The sequence below is a fragment of the Mycobacterium sp. 852002-30065_SCH5024008 genome (genome assembly GCF_001665645.1).
Classification (GTDB): domain Bacteria; phylum Actinomycetota; class Actinomycetes; order Mycobacteriales; family Mycobacteriaceae; genus Mycobacterium; species Mycobacterium paraffinicum.
In genome coordinates, this window is record NZ_LZSZ01000140.1 from 87,281 (window position 1) to 103,283 (window position 16,003).

At 69.9% G+C, this 16,003-nt stretch carries 6 protein-coding genes; 2 read left to right on the top strand and 4 right to left on the bottom strand.

Annotated elements, in window-relative coordinates; translation table 11 throughout:
- The first annotated feature begins 15 nt into the window (after window positions 1-15).
- Window positions 16-1,521 (top strand): serine/threonine-protein kinase, encoded by a 1,506-nt coding sequence (locus A5781_RS17975; protein ID WP_197503891.1) that lies wholly within the window; start codon window positions 16-18, stop codon window positions 1,519-1,521.
- On the opposite strand, the gene A5781_RS17980 is transcribed toward A5781_RS17975, so the two are convergent.
- The 3 genes from A5781_RS17980 to A5781_RS17990 are packed head-to-tail and all read right to left on the bottom strand — an operon-like array spanning window position 1,512 to window position 6,638.
- Complete coding sequence (locus A5781_RS17980) at window positions 1,512-2,987, bottom strand: MFS transporter (RefSeq protein ID WP_067209196.1); 1,476 nt, start codon at window positions 2,985-2,987, stop codon at window positions 1,512-1,514. The two genes, A5781_RS17975 and A5781_RS17980, sit on opposite strands and share 10 nt — an antisense overlap.
- A gap of 55 nt (window positions 2,988-3,042) precedes the next feature.
- Complete coding sequence (gene ngg, locus A5781_RS17985) at window positions 3,043-4,836, bottom strand: N-acetylglutaminylglutamine synthetase (RefSeq protein ID WP_067209201.1); 1,794 nt, start codon at window positions 4,834-4,836, stop codon at window positions 3,043-3,045.
- Window positions 4,833-6,638: an N-acetylglutaminylglutamine amidotransferase gene (locus A5781_RS17990; protein ID WP_067209205.1), complete on the bottom strand. Its 1,806-nt coding sequence runs from the start codon at window positions 6,636-6,638 to the stop codon at window positions 4,833-4,835. The genes ngg and A5781_RS17990 overlap by 4 nt, the downstream gene beginning before the upstream one ends.
- A gap of 551 nt (window positions 6,639-7,189) precedes the next feature.
- Here A5781_RS17990 and A5781_RS17995 point away from each other — a divergent pair.
- The gene (locus tag A5781_RS17995; protein ID WP_231987321.1) at window positions 7,190-7,468 is read left to right on the top strand and encodes a DUF732 domain-containing protein; all 279 of its coding nucleotides are present in this window, start codon (window positions 7,190-7,192) and stop codon (window positions 7,466-7,468) included.
- 3 nt (window positions 7,469-7,471) lie between these two features.
- Here the strand turns inward: A5781_RS17995 and A5781_RS18000 are convergent.
- Window positions 7,472-16,003 (bottom strand): non-ribosomal peptide synthetase (locus A5781_RS18000; protein ID WP_156624765.1); only part of this gene is annotated, 8,532 nt, incomplete at its 5' end.

A 16,003-nucleotide genomic window follows, 5' to 3' on the forward strand; every position in this document is an offset into this window, starting at 1 on the left:
CGATGGGAGTCAGCAGTGACCGGCGCGCAGGACCCGCGGGTGGGGACGATGTTCGGGCCCTACCGGCTCAAGCGGCTGCTCGGTCGCGGCGGGATGGGCGAGGTCTACGAAGCCGAGCACACCGTCAAACAGTGGACGGTTGCGCTGAAGCTGATGTCGCACACGTTCAGCCAGGATCCGGTGTTCCGCAAGCGAATGGAGCGCGAGGCTCTCATCACCGGCCGACTGTTGGAACCCCATGTGGTCCCGATACACGACTACGGCGAAATCGACGGGCAGCTGTATCTCGAGATGCGGCTCATCGAGGGCATCGACCTGGGCAGCATGCTCGAACGGGCCGGGCCACTGCCGGCACCTCGGGCGGTGGCCATCATCCGGCAGGTCGCGTCGGCCCTGGACGCCGCCCATGCGGCCGGGGTGACCCACCGTGACGTCAAACCGCAGAACATCCTGATCACCGGCGACGACTTCGCTTATCTCGTCGACTTCGGGATCGCCAGCGCGAAGACCGACGACAAGCTCACCCAACTGGGCACCGCGGTCGGCACGTTGAAATACATGGCCCCCGAACGGTTTTCGAGTGAAGAGGTGACGCAGCGCGCCGACGTCTACGCGCTGGCCTGCGTGCTCTACGAATGCCTGACCGCGACCCCGCCGTATCGCGCCGACAGCACCGGCATGCTGATCAGCGCCCACATGATGCAGCCCATCCCCAAACCCAGCGAGCAGGGAGCCGGGGTGAGCCCGGCCTTCGACGCCGTGATCGCGGGCGGCATGGCCAAGAACCCGATCGAGCGCTACCCTACCGCCGGTGCCCTGGCCGAGGCCGCGCACCGGGCGCTCAGCAGCCCCGAGCGCGAACGCGCCGACACGATCCTGCGCCAGAGCGAACTCCTCTCCCCCGCAACAGATTCCGAGCGCCCGCGCACACCGGCTAAGCGCAACCGCTGGCCGATCGTGGCCGCCGCCGCGGTGGTCGTCGTCGCCGTCTGCGCCGTCGGGCTCTGGCTCATGCTGAAACCCGCCGGCCAGCGGCACGCCAAGGCGACCGTCGCGAAGACCCCACCCCCGTCGACCGCCGCCCCCAACGACGACCAGGCCCGGCTGATCAGCCTGCTCCCACCCGGCTACCTGGCCGGCACATGCACGCCGGCGACCCCGGAGTCGGGCAGCATCTGGGTGCACGCGGTCGCCATGGTCACGTGCGGGCAGAACACCCAGCCCGGCGGTCCCAGCCACGCCACCTACGGGCTGTTCGCGACGCCCGACCGGCTGAAGCGGGCCTTCGAGAACGACATCGCCAACGTCAGCCTGGTGAACTGTCCCGGCGAGGGCCGCTCACCGGTCAGCTGGCATTACGACCAGACCCCGAACGACATGGCCGGGCTCATCGCGTGCGGCACCTACAACAACCACCCGAACGTGATCTGGACCAACGACGAGAAGCTGATGCTCAGCGACGTGTCCGGGGACCCGGCCACCGTTGAGGACCTGCACACCTGGTGGGACGCCTACGGCTGATCCCGCCGATCGGCGTCGGCGTCGGCGACCGTCAGGGGCAAGGCCAGCTCTTCGAGCGGGCGGCGTTCGGCCGCGATCCCGAGCCGCAATTCGACCAGGCCAGCGATCGCCATGACGGCGGCGCCCGTCAAAAACGACCACATCACCAGACCGCGTTCCCCGGAATTGATCAGCTGCCCGAACAGCAACGGGCCGCTGATGCCCCCGATCGCGGTTCCCACCGCGTAGAAGAACGCGATCGCCAGCGCCCTGGTCTCCATCGGGAAGATCTCGCTGACCGTCAGGTAGGCGGCGCTGGCGCCCGCGGAGGCGAGGAAGAACGCGACCGCGAGGACGCCGATGAACGCCCAGACCCCGCCGGTCTGGGTCACGAACAGGACCGCCAGGACGGCGGCGACGACCGCGGACCCGATGTAGGTCGCCGTGATCATCGGCTTGCGCCCAATTGTGTCGAAGAGGTGGCCGAGCGCGAGCGGCCCGACGAAATTGCTGAGCGCCCAGAGGATGAAGAACAGCGGCACCTTCCCGGAGGGCACCCCGTAGAACCCGCTCAACAGCGTGCCCAGATTGAACGTCACCCCGTTGTAGAGGAACGCCTGCCCGGTGAACAGCGCCAGCCCCAGGATGGCGCGCTGCGGATAGAGCTTGAACGCCACCCGGGCGATTTCGCGGAACGAAATCGTCTCGCGCTGGCGGATTTTGAGCTCACGCCCGTGCGGCTCGGGCAGCGGCTCGCCGGTTTCCTCCCGCACCGCTTCCTCGATCTCGCCGACGATCCGCTCGGCCTCCTCGTCGCGGCCATGGATGAACAACCACCTCGGACTCTCCGGGACGTTGCGCCGGACGAGGAGGACGAAGATGCCGAAGATGGCGCCGACGCCGAAGGCGAGCCGCCAGCCGATGTTGGGTGCGAAGTGCGAGGTGTCGAGCAGGACGAGCGCGCCGGCCGCTCCCGCGGCCGAGCCGAGCCAGTACGTGCCGTTGATGATCAGGTCGACGCGGCCGCGCAGGCGGGCGGGGATCAACTCGTCGATGGCCGAATTGATCGCGGCGTACTCGCCGCCGATGCCGGCACCGGTGAAGAAGCGCGCGGCGAAGAAATACCAAGGGGCGAAAGCGAATGCGGTCGCAACCGTGGCCACCAGGTAGACCGCCAGGGTCAGCATGAACAGATTGCGGCGCCCGAAGCGGTCCGTCAGGTGACCGAAGAACAGTGCGCCCAGGCAGGCGCCGGCGATGTAGAACGCGGCCGCCAGGCCGATCTGCGCCGCGTTCAGGTCGATGCCGCTGCCCTTTTCGGTGAGGCGAGCGGACACGTTGCCCACCATCGTGACCTCGAGCCCGTCGAGGATCCACACCCCGCCGAGACCGATGACGACGCGCCAGTGGAATCGAGACCACGGCAGCCTGTCCAGCCGCGCCGGCACGCGGGTCGTGATGGTTCCGGTTTGCGCGCTTCCGCTCATCTGGCTCCTATCTGAGGTGATTGGAGAATTACCCAAGCGAGGCGCGCGGCAAGCCTCAGCCGCGTTCGGCGCGCGACTCCTCTGGAGTCCAGGCCTGCGGCTGGCCCGGGTGGCCGGGGAACAGGAAGTCGATGAACGCCGCGGCCGTGGGCTGTGGTTCGTGGTTGGCTAGCCCCGGTCGTTCGTTGGCCTCGATGAAGGCGTACTCGGCGCCGGTGACGTCGGGCACCAGCAGGTCGATGCCCGTCACGGGGATGCCGATCGCCTCGGCCGCCGTCACCGCGACCCGGCACAGTTCCGGGTTCACCACCGCGGTGACGTCGTGGATCGTGCCGCCCTGATGCAGGTTGGCGGTGCGGCGGACGCGGAGGCGGGTGCCCTGGGGCAGCACGTCGTCGAGCGACCAGCCCGCCTCGGCGACCGTCGCCTCGGTGAGGTCGTCGAGCGGGATGCGGGACTCGCCACCGGTGGCCGCGGAGCGGCGCCGGCTTTCGGCGGCGATCAGGTCGCGAATGGTGTGCTCGCCGGTGCCGATGATCTCGGGCGGCATCCGCAGCGCGGCGGCCACCACCCGGCCGTCGATCACCACCAAGCGAAGGTCATCGCCGAGCACGCGCTGCTCGATCAGCACGTCCGGGTATTGCTGACGGGCGCGGGCCAGGGCGGCGGCGAGCTCCTCGGGGCCGTTGTCGGCGGTCACCCCGACCGTGATGCCCTTGCCCTGTTCGCCGCGGGTGGGCTTGACGACGACCTCTCCGACCTCGGTGAGGAAGTTGTAGTCGCCTTCGTCGAAGGTGGCCAGCCGGGCGCGGGGCACCGTGATGCCCGCCTCGGAGACGAGGCGGCGCGTCAGCCGTTTGTCGTCGCAGCGGCACATGGCGACCGCCGAGGTGTATTCGGACAGCGATTCCCGGGTGACCACGCTGCGGCCGCCGTGGGTGAGGCGCATCTCGCCGGTCTCGGCATCGAGCACCTCCACCCAGATGCCGCGGCGCAGCGCCTCGTCGGCGATGATCCGGGCGTAGGGATTGAGGTCGTCGACCGTCTCGGGCGGCGGGCTGAAAAGTGGCTCGTTGATGGCGTTTTTGCGCTTGATCGCCAGCACGGGGACGCGGCGGAAACCCAGCTTCTCGTACAGGCCGATGGCGGCGGCGTTGTCGTGCGCGACCGACAGGTCCATGTAGGCGCGGCCCGCGTTGCGGAAGCGCTCCGCCAGCGCCCGCGTGAGGGCGGCGCCGATCCCGGGGAGCCCGGCGGCCGGGTCGACGGCCAGCGTCCACAGGCTCGACCCCTGCTCGGGGTCGGAGAACAATAGCTCGTGGTCGACGCCGGTGACGGTGCCCACCACGGCGCCGTCTTCGTCGCGCACCGCCAGCAGGTAGGTCACCGCGGGCACGTTCAGGTGGTTGTTCCAGATGACGTCGACCCCGGCCGGGACCATTCCGCAGCGCACGTAGACGCGGTTCATGGCGTCGGCGTCGACCGGATCGTTCAGCGTGCGCACGGTGACGCCGAGCGGCGCGGGCGACAGGTCTTCGGGCTTGGCATCGGTGAAGCGCAGGCGATAGGTGTGGCTGGGGTCGATGAAGAGCTCGGTCGGCGCTTCGGCGACCACCACGTGGGATTCGCGGGCGTAGATGCAGATGTCGCGACGCCCGGGGCCCTCCCGGCGCAGCGCCTCGACCAGCTCGTGGGAGTCGGCGAAGGTCTGGCCGAAAATCAGCCGGCCCCAACCCAATTCGAGCTCGACGTCCTTGGCCATCGCCTCCACCAGCTCCGGCGGTGAGGCGTCGTGGAGGCCCATCGTGATCGCCTCGGTGGGATCGCCGGGGGGATCGGTCACGGTCATGCCACCGGGCCCGTGATGCCGTGCCGTTGCAGCCAGAGTTCGAGCAGGGCGAGCTGCCAGAGTTCGTTGCCGCGCAAGGGCGTCAGCTTGCTGTTGGGGTCGGCCAGCAGGGCGTCGACCGCTTCCGTGCGAAACAGACCGCGCTCCTTGGCAACTGGCGCGTAGAGCGCGTCGCGCACCATGTCGAGGTAGGGCCCTTCGAGGTGGGTCAGCGCGGGGACCGGGAAGTATCCCTTGGGCCGGTCGATGACCTCCGACGGAATCACCCGTCGCGCAGCCTGTTTGAGCACGCCCTTGCCGTCGTGGGCGATCTTCAGTTCCGGGGGGCAGGTCGCCGCCAGCTCGACGAGCTCGTGGTCGAGGAAGGGCACCCGGCCCTCCAGACCCCACGCCATGGTCATGTTGTCGACCCGTTTCACCGGGTCGTCCACCAGCATCACGGTGGTGTCGAGGCGCAGCGCGCGATCGACGCCCGTCTCGGCGCCGGCGCGCGCGAAGTGCTCGGTGACGAAGCGCTCACTGGGGTCACCCGGGGCCATGATGCCCGGCCCGAGCAGGCCCGTCATTTCCGCCGAATCGCGGTCGAAGAAGGCCCCGCGATACTCGGCGACCGAGCCCTCCAGTGAGGCGGCGGCCGGCGAGCCCATCGGCGGATACCAGTGGTAGCCGGCGAACACCTCGTCGGCGCCCTGGCCCGACTGCACGACCTTCACGTGGCGCGCCACTTCCTGGCTGAGCAGGTAGAAGGCCACACAGTCGTGGCTGACCATCGGCTCGCTCATCGCGCCGATCGCCCCGTCGAGCGCGGGCAGCATCCGGTCGGTTTCGATGCGGATCTGATGGTGGTCGGTTTCGAAGCGCCGGGCGATGATGTCCGACCACCGGAACTCGTCGCCCTCGACGCCACCGGCCGACTCGAAGCCGATGGAGAAGGTCATCAGGCCGTGCTGGCCCGCCTCCGCGAGCAGGCCGACGATCAGGCTCGAGTCGACGCCGCCGGACAACAGGCAGCCGACCGGCACGTCGGCGACCAACCGGCGTTTGACCGCGACGCGAAGCGCGTCCAGCACCGCGTCTTCCCAGTCGGTTTCCGACCAGCCGGCGCGGTCGTCGTGCCGGGTGAAGTCGGGGGTCCAGTACGTGGTGATGGTGCGCCGGCCGTCGGGCTCGATGGCAACAAGAGAAGCGGGCGGCACCTTGCGGACGCCGCGCAGGATGGTCAGGGGCGCGGGGACCACCGAATGAAACGTCATGTAGTGATGCAACGCGATCGGGTCGATGCGGGTGTCCACGCCGCCGCCGGCCAGCAGCGCGGGCAGGGCCGAGGCGAACCGGATCCGGTGGCTGTCCTCGGTCAGGTAGAGCGGCTTGATCCCCAGCCGGTCGCGGCCGAGCAGCACCCGGCCGCTGTCGCGTTCGACGATGGCGAAGGCGAACATGCCATGCAGGTGGCTGACGAAGTCGTCGCCCCAATGGTGGTAGCCCTTGATCAGGACTTCGGTGTCACTGTGCGAGAAGAACCGGTAGCCGTGTCCGGTGAGTTCGCGGCGCAGCTCTTTGTAGTTGTAGATGCAGCCGTTGAAGGCGATGGCCAGACCCAGTTCCGGGTCGACCATCGGCTGGGCTCCGGCCTCGCTCAGGTCGATGATCTTGAGGCGACGATGGCCGAGCGCGACACGGCCCTGTGACCAGGCCCCGGAAGCGTCGGGACCCCGTCGCGCCATCACGCCGGCCATTGCTGACACCGCTGCTACATCGGGGACCTGCCCGTCGAGCCGTACCTCCCCGGTGACTCCGCACACTCCTTGAACCATACCGAAGGGGGTTCCGGCGCACCCGTACGGCCACTGTGAAATGCGTCGGCGCGCAGGTCGCACCGGCTTCCGGGGGCCGACGCCGGCAATCTCGCAAATCGGGCGCGGATTACCGGTGGGAGGGCCGGAGTTTGCCCGCGGCGATGGCCGCGACGGTTAAATCTTGGTTGCGCTCTGCTCTCGCCGTTGGCCGCCCACCGGGCCCGCCGCGACGTCCGCCCTCGCCGCTCCCGCCAGTGCGCGGATTGCGCGGGCCGGTGCTGGCGAATGGAAATGCCTGCCACACAGGGCTTTTCGATGCCGGCACGGCGCCGGGCCGCCCGGCGCGCTGGGGCGCGAGCCGCCAATCGCCCTGGAAATCGGGGCCGATTTGTGTGAGGTGGCGCGGTTGAAGCCGGCGGGAAAAATGCGTCGATTCTGGCTAATGTTCAGCCACCGTTAAGGCGTAGAGCCCAGATGCCACATCGAGGAACATCGTGACCCGAACAATTGCGCGCCTTGGGAATTGGTCGACAATAGTCGCGCTCGCGGGAGCCGCGGTGTTTTTCGCGGCACCGGCGTCGGCCGATCAAAAAGACGATGCGTTCATTTCGGAGATTCAGCGCAACGGGATTGTCTTTACCGACCGCGGCGCCGCGATCGCCGCGGGACATAACATGTGCGCCGGACTCGATTCGGGGAAGACGCCAACCTCGTTGGTGCTGAACGTGGTACGGGCCACCGATCTGTCGGCGCACGAAGCCGGCTATCTTCTCGGCGCCTCAGTGGCGTCCTATTGCCCCCAACACAGAGGCGCTATCGGCACTTCGGTCTCCTGACCATTACCCGGCGCGCTCCCCGGGCAGCTTGTCGTCCCGCGACGCCGCCACTTGCTGACCGCCTTGGGCCAGCTCGAGCCGGCGTTCCGCGAGGACCAGCAGATGCCTGAGTCGTTGCCCGTACAGACCCACCGAATCGTGGGTCAGCATGTCGTCGTGCGCGCAGTCGATCGAGTACGTGAGAATCTCGCCTGAGACAAGCGGCCGCCACGACTGGGACAGGAACCCACTGCGGTCGCTCCCGCCCTCCGCGGCGGAGAAGATGGTGATGTCGCCGTGGAAAACGCCGGGCCGGTGGGTTCGGTACCGGTCGATGTTCTGGCGAAGGTTTTCCGAGAGCAGGTCGACAAGCCGCCTGGATCGCGAGACTTCTGGAAGCTGTAGTTCGCCCACCGCGTCCTCGGGCGGGGCGACACCGCCGTTCACGGTGGGTTGGGCGTCGAGCAGGATCAGGCGGGCGATTACGCATCCGCGCCGCTGCAGCTCCACCGCGAGTTCGTGCGCGATGACCCCGCCGAACGACCAGCCGAGCAGGTTATAGGGCCCGGAGGGATAGATCTCCTGCAGCCTGTCGGCATAGTTCTCCGCCATCTCGCGGATCGATCGCGGTTCGGTCTCCTCGCCCTGACGGGTCTGCTGGACACCGATGATCGGGCAGTCCAGGTAGCTGCCGAGCACCTGATACGGCCAGCTCACGCCGCCCGCGGGGTGAATGCAGAACAACGGGGTGCCAGTGCCCTGCTTCAGGGTCTGAATGGGTACGACGTCCTCAATGGCGGTCGTGTCCGTGCCCAGGCGCTGGCTCAGGGTGCGGACGGTGGGCGCGTCGAACAGGGTGCGCACCGCAAGGTCGACAGCCAGGTTGGTGTTGATCGTTGCGATCACGCGCATCGCGGAAATGCTGTCGCCACCCAGGTCGAAGAAGGAGTCGTCGACACCGACCCGCTCGACCCCGAGCACCTGAGCGAAGATGCCGGCGAGGATCTCCTCGGTTGCGCTCGACGGGGCCCGATATCCACCGCCGGTGTACTCGGGCGCCGGCAGGGCGCGGGTGTCCAACTTGCCGTTGGGCGTCAGCGGCAGCGCGTCGAGTCCCACCACGGCCGTGGGAACCATGTAGCCCGGCAGTCGCCCGGCCAGCGCGGTGCGCGCCTCGGCGGGATCGGCCGTTCCGGTGACGTATCCGACCAGGCGTTTGTCCCCGGGGCGGTCCTCTCGGGCGATCACCACCGCCTGCTGCACGCCGTCCAACCGGGCGAGCGCGGCCTGAACCTCGCCCAGTTCGATGCGGTAGCCGCGGATCTTGACCTGCTCGTCGGCGCGGCCCACATACACCAGCTGCCCGTCGGCACCCCAGAGCACCAGGTCCCCGGTGCGGTACATGCGCGCCCCGGGTTCACCGAACGGGCAGGCCACAAACCGCGAACCGGTCAATCCGGCGCGCCCGACATAACCGGCGGCCACTCCGGTCCCGGCCACGTACAACTCGCCCACCACGCCGGGGGGCGCCGGCCGCAGCCAGCCATCGAGCACGAACAACCCGGCGCCGGGCACCGGCGAGCCGATCGGCGGCGTTCCCGAGCCCGCCGCGAGCGGGGCGCTGATCGCCACGCACATCGTCGTCTCGGTCGGGCCGTAGGCGTTGACCATCACCCGACCCGGCGCCCAGCGATCGACCACCTCGGGCGGGCAGGCCTCACCGGCCATCACCAGCGCCACCGAATCCAGGCCCGCCGGGTCCAGCGTCGCCACGGCCGACGGCGTCTGGGTCAGCACGCTGACCTTTTCGTCGACCAGCAAGGCGCGGAATTCCTCGGGTGAGCGCACCACCGACTCGGGCACCACCACCACGCGCCCGCCGCGCAGCAGCGGGGCGAATATCTCCCACACCGACACGTCGAAGGCGTACGAGTGGCACTGCGTCCACACGCCCGGGGCCGGCAGGCCGGCGTCGAGCGAGCCGATGAGTTGCGTCACGTTACGATGCGTGACCGCAACACCTTTCGGCACACCGGTGGTCCCCGAGGTGTAAATGATGTAGGCGGTGCCGTCCGCCGCGGGTGCGGGCGGCGCGGTGCGCGGATAGCCGTCGATCTCCGGGTCCTCGATGTCGATGACCCGCACGCCGCTGCCGTCCAGCCGCGACAGCAGTCCCGCGGTGGTGACCGCGGCGATCGGCGCGGCATCATCGAGCATGAATCTGATCCGCGCGGCCGGGGCGGCCGGGTCGATCGGCAGGTACGCCGCCCCCGTCTTGAGCACCGCCAGGATCGCCACGATCGCCCGCGGCGAACGCGAAAACAGCAGCGCCACAGACTGTCCCGGGCCGGCGTCCTCGGCGATCAAAAGGTGCGCCAACCGGTTCGCCGCCTCGTCCAGCTCCCGGTACGTCATGGACTGCCGGCCCCAGCCGATCGCCACGGCGTCCGGCTGGTGGGCGACCTGCGCGGCGAACAGCTCCGCGATCGACACCGGCGTGGGCACCGGCCGGGTCAGCGCTGCCCGGTTGCCGATTTCATCCAGGCGGGCGTGCTCCGACCCGTCCAGCAGGTCGACCGAGGAGAGCCGCCGGGTCGGGTCGGCGCTCATCGCCACCAGCACCCGCTGCAGTCGCTCGGTGAGCGCCTCGATGGTGCGCGCGTCGAAGACGCCGGCGTCGTATTCCACTCGGAGGCCGAGTTGTTCGCCGGACAGGGCGGCCTGCATCGTCAGGGGGTAGTGGTTGCGCTCGAAGACGTTGAAGTCGGTGATGGACAGCTCGTTGTTGACCGCCATCGCGGACGTTTCCAGCGGATAGTTCTCGTAGGCGAACAGCGTGTCGAAGAGCTTCTCCTGCCCGGTCATCCGGTGGATTTCGCTGAGCGACAGGTGCTCGTGCTCGAGCGTGTCGTTGTGGGCGCTTTGCAGCTGGTCCAGCAGCTGCGTGGTGGTGGTCGCCGGGGTGATGCGGGCGCGCACCGGGATCGTGTTGATCATCAGGCCCACCATCGACTCGGCGCCGACGAACTCGGCGGACCGGCCCGACACCGTGGTGCCGAACGCGACGTCGTAGTTGCCGGTGAGCCACGTGAGCAGCTGCGCCCACGCAGCCTGCAGCACGGTGCTGACCGTGGTCTGGCAGGACCGGGCCAGCTCGGCGAGCGCCCCGGTGGTTTCGGCCGGCACCGCGAACGTCGTGAGGCCGCGGGCACCCAGCTCCGAGTCGTGCGGCGGCGCGACCAGCGTCGGGGTGTCGAAGCCGGCGAGCACCCGGCCCCACGCCGCCCGCGCGGCATCGACGTCGCGGTCGGCCAGCCAGCTGACGAACCGGCGGTACGGCGCCGGCGGAGCCAGCCGCTGCCCGGTGAGGCTGGCGAATGTCTCGTTCACCAGGATGGGAACCGACCAACCGTCGAGCACGATGTGGTGAATGGTCAGCACCAGCCGGTGCCGGTTCTGCGCGGTGCGGATCATGGCCACCCGGAAGGCCGGCTGATCGGCCAGGTCGTAGACCGCGGCGCGCTCGGCCGCGCAGATTTCCCCGATGCCCTCGTCGGCGCCTCGGCGGCCGTCGAGCTCGACGTACCGCCATGCCATCGCCGGGTTGGCGGGGATGATCTGCACCGGCTCGTCGGGCCGGTCCCAGAATCGGGCGACCATGTGCGGATGCCGGTCGACCACGGTTTGCACCGCGTCGCGCAGGCTGTCCGGGTCCAGCGGGCCGGTCACGTTCATGTCCAGCTGCACCACGTACAGGTCGTCGGCGCTGCCCCGCGTGGTGGCGGCGTGGAAGAGCAGCCCCTGCTGCAGCGGGGTCAACGGCAACACGTCGGCGATCCGGTGTTGCCGCTCGAGCTCGTCGATCTCCTGCTGGACCAAGCGGGCCGGGAGGATGTCCGACGGGCTCAGTCCGCCGCCACCGGAACGCACGTGGGCGCAGATCCCGGTCAGCGCCTCGAACCACAGCCCGCTCAGCCGGGCGAGCTGCTCGCGGTCCAGCGCCGAGGGCGCCCACGTCCAGTTGGCGTGCAGCTGCGGGCCGGCCTCGGTCTCGGCGGTGCCCGCGTTGAGGTCCACGGTGTGCATGAGCGGCATCGGCACCGCCGTGCTGGTGCCGGTCACCGACGAGCCGTCCCGCGAGATTCGCCACAACTCGTCCGACAACTCGGCGGCCGCGCCGCCCAGCCGGCCCAGATAGTTGAAGCCGATCGTCGGGTCGGAGCCGTGCAGGTCGACCTCTTCGTTCAGGTAGCGCAGCAGCCCGTAGGTCAGGGGGTCCGGCTGGGCGCGCAGCTGCTCCTTGGCTTGCTTGAGCACGGCCCCCAGCGCGGGGTCACCGGAAACCACGCGCTCCCAAGGTAATTGATCCATCGCCAAGGACACCGGGTACTTGGTGGTGAACCACCCGACCGTGCGCGACAGGTCCACTCCGGCGGCGAGCTCCTCGTGTCGGCCGTGGCCCTCAACGTCGATGCCGACCGGCCCGCCGCCAGGAAGGTCGCCGCCAAGGAACTCCGCCCAGGCCAGGGCGTAACCGATCAACAGGATGTCGTTGACGCCGGCGTGGAAGGCCGCCGGCGCCTCTCCGAGCAGCGTGCGGGTGGTCTCCACGTCCAGCGCCACCGACAGGTGCTCGGCGGTCTCGTACGTGTCCGTCTCGGGGCGCACCCCCGGTAGCGCGGGCGGCGTCGCCGCGATCCGCCGCCAGGCGCCGGCCAGCTCCACCACCGCCGGGTCATGCGCGTGCTCGCCCAGTAGGGCCGCCCAGCGGGCGAACGACGTCCCACCGGGCGGCAACGCCACCGGCTGCCCGCCGCGATGCTGTGCCCAAGCAATGTTCACGTCTTCCAACAGGATTCGCCAGGACACCCCGTCGACGGCGAGGTGGTGGACGATCAGCACCAGCTGTCGGGTGGAGGCCGCCCACAGCGCGCTCAGCATCACCCCGTCGGCAGGGTTCAGCCGCGAGCGCGCCGCGGTCACGGCGGCGTCGGACAACACGTCCACCACGTGCAGGTGGTCGGCGGCGCCGACCGATCCCGCCTCGGGCACGGTCAGCGACCAGCCGTCGTGCACGCGCAGCCGCAGCATGGCGTGCCGGTCCAGCAGGGCCTGCAGCACCGCCAGCACGTCGGTCTCGGTGACCCCGGCGGGAGCCTCGACCACCATCGTCTGGTTGAACTGGTCGACCGGACCGCCTGCCCTTTCTATGCCCTGCAGCCACCGGATGATCGGGGTCGCCGGTAGTTCCCCGATGCCCTCGTCGGTCGCGCCGGTGTCGCCGTCGGCCACGCTGACGACGCGGGCCAGCCGGGCCACGGTCTGTTCGACGAAGATGTCGCGCGTCCGGCACGTCAGGCCGGCGGCCCGCGCCCGCGTCACCACCTGCATCGACGAGATGCTGTCGCCGCCCAGATCGAAGAACGAGTCGTCGACGCCGACCCGCTCGACGCCGAGCACCTGGGCGTAGATGCCGGCCAAGGTCTCCTCGACGGGACCGCTCGGGGCCCGGTAGCGATCGACCTCCCGGTATTCGGGCGCCGGCAGGGCGCGAGCGTCGAGCTTGCCGTTGGGTGTCAGCGGCAGTGCGTCGAGCGTCACCACGGCCGCCGGAACCATGTACGCGGGGAGCCGGTCGGCCAGCCGGGCGCGTAGCTCGGCGGGGTCCGCCGAACCGGTGACGTAGCCGACCAGGCGCTTGTCGCCGGGCCGGTCCTCGCGGGCGATGACGGCGGCCTGCCGCACCCCGCGCAGCTCGGCCAGCGCCGCCTGGATCTCGCCGAGCTCGATGCGATAACCGCGAATCTTGACCTGCTCGTCGGCGCGGCCCAAGTACTGCAGCTGCCCATCGGCGCCCCAGCAGACCAGGTCGCCGGTGCGATACATGCGTGCCCCTGGCCCGCCGAACGGACAGGCCACAAACCGCGACGCCGTCAGCGCCGCCCGGCGCCAGTAACCGCAGGCCAGCCCGGCGCCGGCCACGTACAGCTCGCCGACCACGCCGGGCGGCACCGGCCGCAGGGATTCGTCGAGCACGAACAACGCCGCCCCGGCCACCGGGGAGCCGATCGGAACGGCGCCGGAGCCGGGGGCAATCGGCGCGCTGATCGCCGCGTACACCGTGGTTTCGGTGGGTCCATAGGCGTTGATCATCACGCGCCCGGACGCCCACCGGTCCACCAGCTCGGTCGGGCAGGCCTCGCCGGCCACCACCAGCGCCGCCGACTCCAGCCCCCGCGGGTCGAGCATCGCTGCGGCGGAAGGGGTTTGGCTCAGCACGCTGACCCGCTCGGCGACCAGCAACTCGTGCAGGTCCTCCGGGGACCGCACCACCGCGTCGGGGACCACCACCAGGCGCCCGCCGCGCAACAGCGCGCCGAAGATCTCCCACACCGACACGTCGAAGCCGTAGGAATGCCACTGCGACCACACGCCGGCGTCCGGGAGGCTGGCGTCCACCGTCGCCATCAGCTGGGTCACGTTGCGGTGGCTGACCGCCACACCCTTGGGCATACCGGTGGTTCCCGAGGTGTAGATGAGGTAGGCGACGTCCTCCGGGCTCGGCGCCGGCAACGCGGTGACGGGCTGGGCGTCGACGGCGGGATCGTCCACATCGATGACCGCCACGTCGTGCCCGTCGAGCCGGTCGGCCAGGGCGGCGGTGGTGACCACCGCGACGGGCGCGGCGTCGGCGAGCATGAAGCCGATCCGGGCGGCCGGATGCGCGGGATCGATGGGCAGATAGGCCGCCCCGGTCTTGAGCACCGCCACGATCGACACGATCGCCTCGGCCGAACGGTCGAACAGCAGCGCCACGCACTGCCCCGGGGCGGCGCCGCGGTGGGCCAGCAGGTGAGCCAACCTGTTGGCCGCCTCGTCGAGGTCGCGATACGTCCACGACCGGGTACCGCTGCGCAGCGCAGGCGCATCCGGCGTGCGCGCCGCCTGGGCGGCAAAGGATTCCGGAATCGACGTCGGCGCGTCCGCCGGCGCGGCCAGCACCGCCCGGTTGCCGATCTCGTCCAGCCGGGCACGTTCGTCCGCCTCGAGCAGGTCGACCGACGACACGGAGCGGGCTGGATCGGTGGTCATCGTCGACAGCACCCGCTGCAGGCGCCCGACCAGTGTCTCGATGCTGTCCGCGTCGAACACGTCGGTGCGGAACTCCACCCGTCCGCCGATTCCGGCGGGCTCATTCGTCTCGGTCCAGCGCTCGGTCAGTGAGAACGTCAGGTCCATGCGGGCGACCTGGGTGTCCAGCGGTATCGAGGTGACCCGGACGTCGCCCAGGGCCAGCCCGGTCGCGGCGTCGTTGTCCTGCCCACCGAAGTTCTGCCACGCCAGCATCACCTGAATCAGCGGGTGATGGGTGAGGCTTCGGGTCGGGTTGACCCGCTCTACCAGCACCTCGAAGGGCACGTCCTGATGCTCGAAGGCCTCCAGGCTGCGCGTTCGCACCCGGCCCAGCAGCTCGGTGAAGGTGGGGTTGCCGGACACGTCGACGCGCAGCACCAGGGTGTTGACGAAGAATCCGACCAGGTCGTCGAGCGCGGGGTCGCGTCGCCCGGCGATCGGGAAGCCCACCGCCACATCGCTACTCGCGCTCAGCTTGGCCAGCAGCACCGCCAGGGCGGCCTGTACCACCATGAAGCTGGTCGCATTGTGTTCGCGGGCCACCGCGGAAACCTGCTGCTGCAAGTCGGCCGGCCAGTCGATCGCTACCGTGGCCCCGCGTTGGTCGGCCACCTCTGGGTAGGGACGATCGGTGGGCAGCTGCAACCGCTCCGGCATGCCGGCCAGGGCCTCTTCCCAGTAGCCGAGCTGCGCGGCGATGCGGCTGTCACTGTCCTTCAGGTCGCCGAACTGGGCGCGCTGCCACAGCGTGTAATCCACGTACTGGACCGGCAATTCGGCGAGATCGGGGGCCTCCCCCGCGCACCGGCTGGCATAGGCGACACCGAGGTCGGCGGCCAACGGCCGCAGCGACCAGCCATCGGCGGCGATGTGGTGTACCACGGCCACCAGCACGTGTTCGTCGTCGGCGACACGGAACAGCCAGGCGCGCAACGGAATATCGGTCGCCAGGTCGAAGGTCTCGCGGGCGGCGGCCTTGACGGCCCCGTCCAGCCGGCTCGCCGACCAGCCGCTGGCGTCGACGACCTGCCAGCCGAAATCGGCCTGCTCCGCGGGGATGACCACCTGCTGCGGCGTGCCCTCGGGTGCCGCGAACACGGTTCGCAGGCTCTCGTGGCGGGCCACCACGTCGGCCAAGGCCGCACCGAGCGCGCCGGCGTCGAGCCGCCCACGCAGGCGCATGGCCGCCGCCATGTTGTAAACCGGTGACGGGCCCTGCAATTGGTCCAGGAACCACAACCGGCTCTGGGCGAACGACAGCGGGACCACCGCCGGCCGCGGACCGGCCACCAGGGGCTCGAGCCGTCCGGCGCCCTCACCGATCCGGGGTGCCAGCTGGGCGATGGTGGGCGCCTCGAACACGGCGCGCACCGACAGGTACTCGTCCAGGTCGGTGTTGACCGCGGCGATCAGGCGCATCGC

Excerpts from the sequence above, each read along its gene's own strand:
- A5781_RS17980 (WP_067209196.1), bottom strand. The coding sequence starts at position 2,987 with ATGAGCGGAAGCGCGCAAACCGGAACCATCACGACCCGCGTGCCGGCG.
- ngg (WP_067209201.1), bottom strand. The coding sequence starts at position 4,836 with ATGACCGTGACCGATCCCCCCGGCGATCCCACCGAGGCGATCACGATG.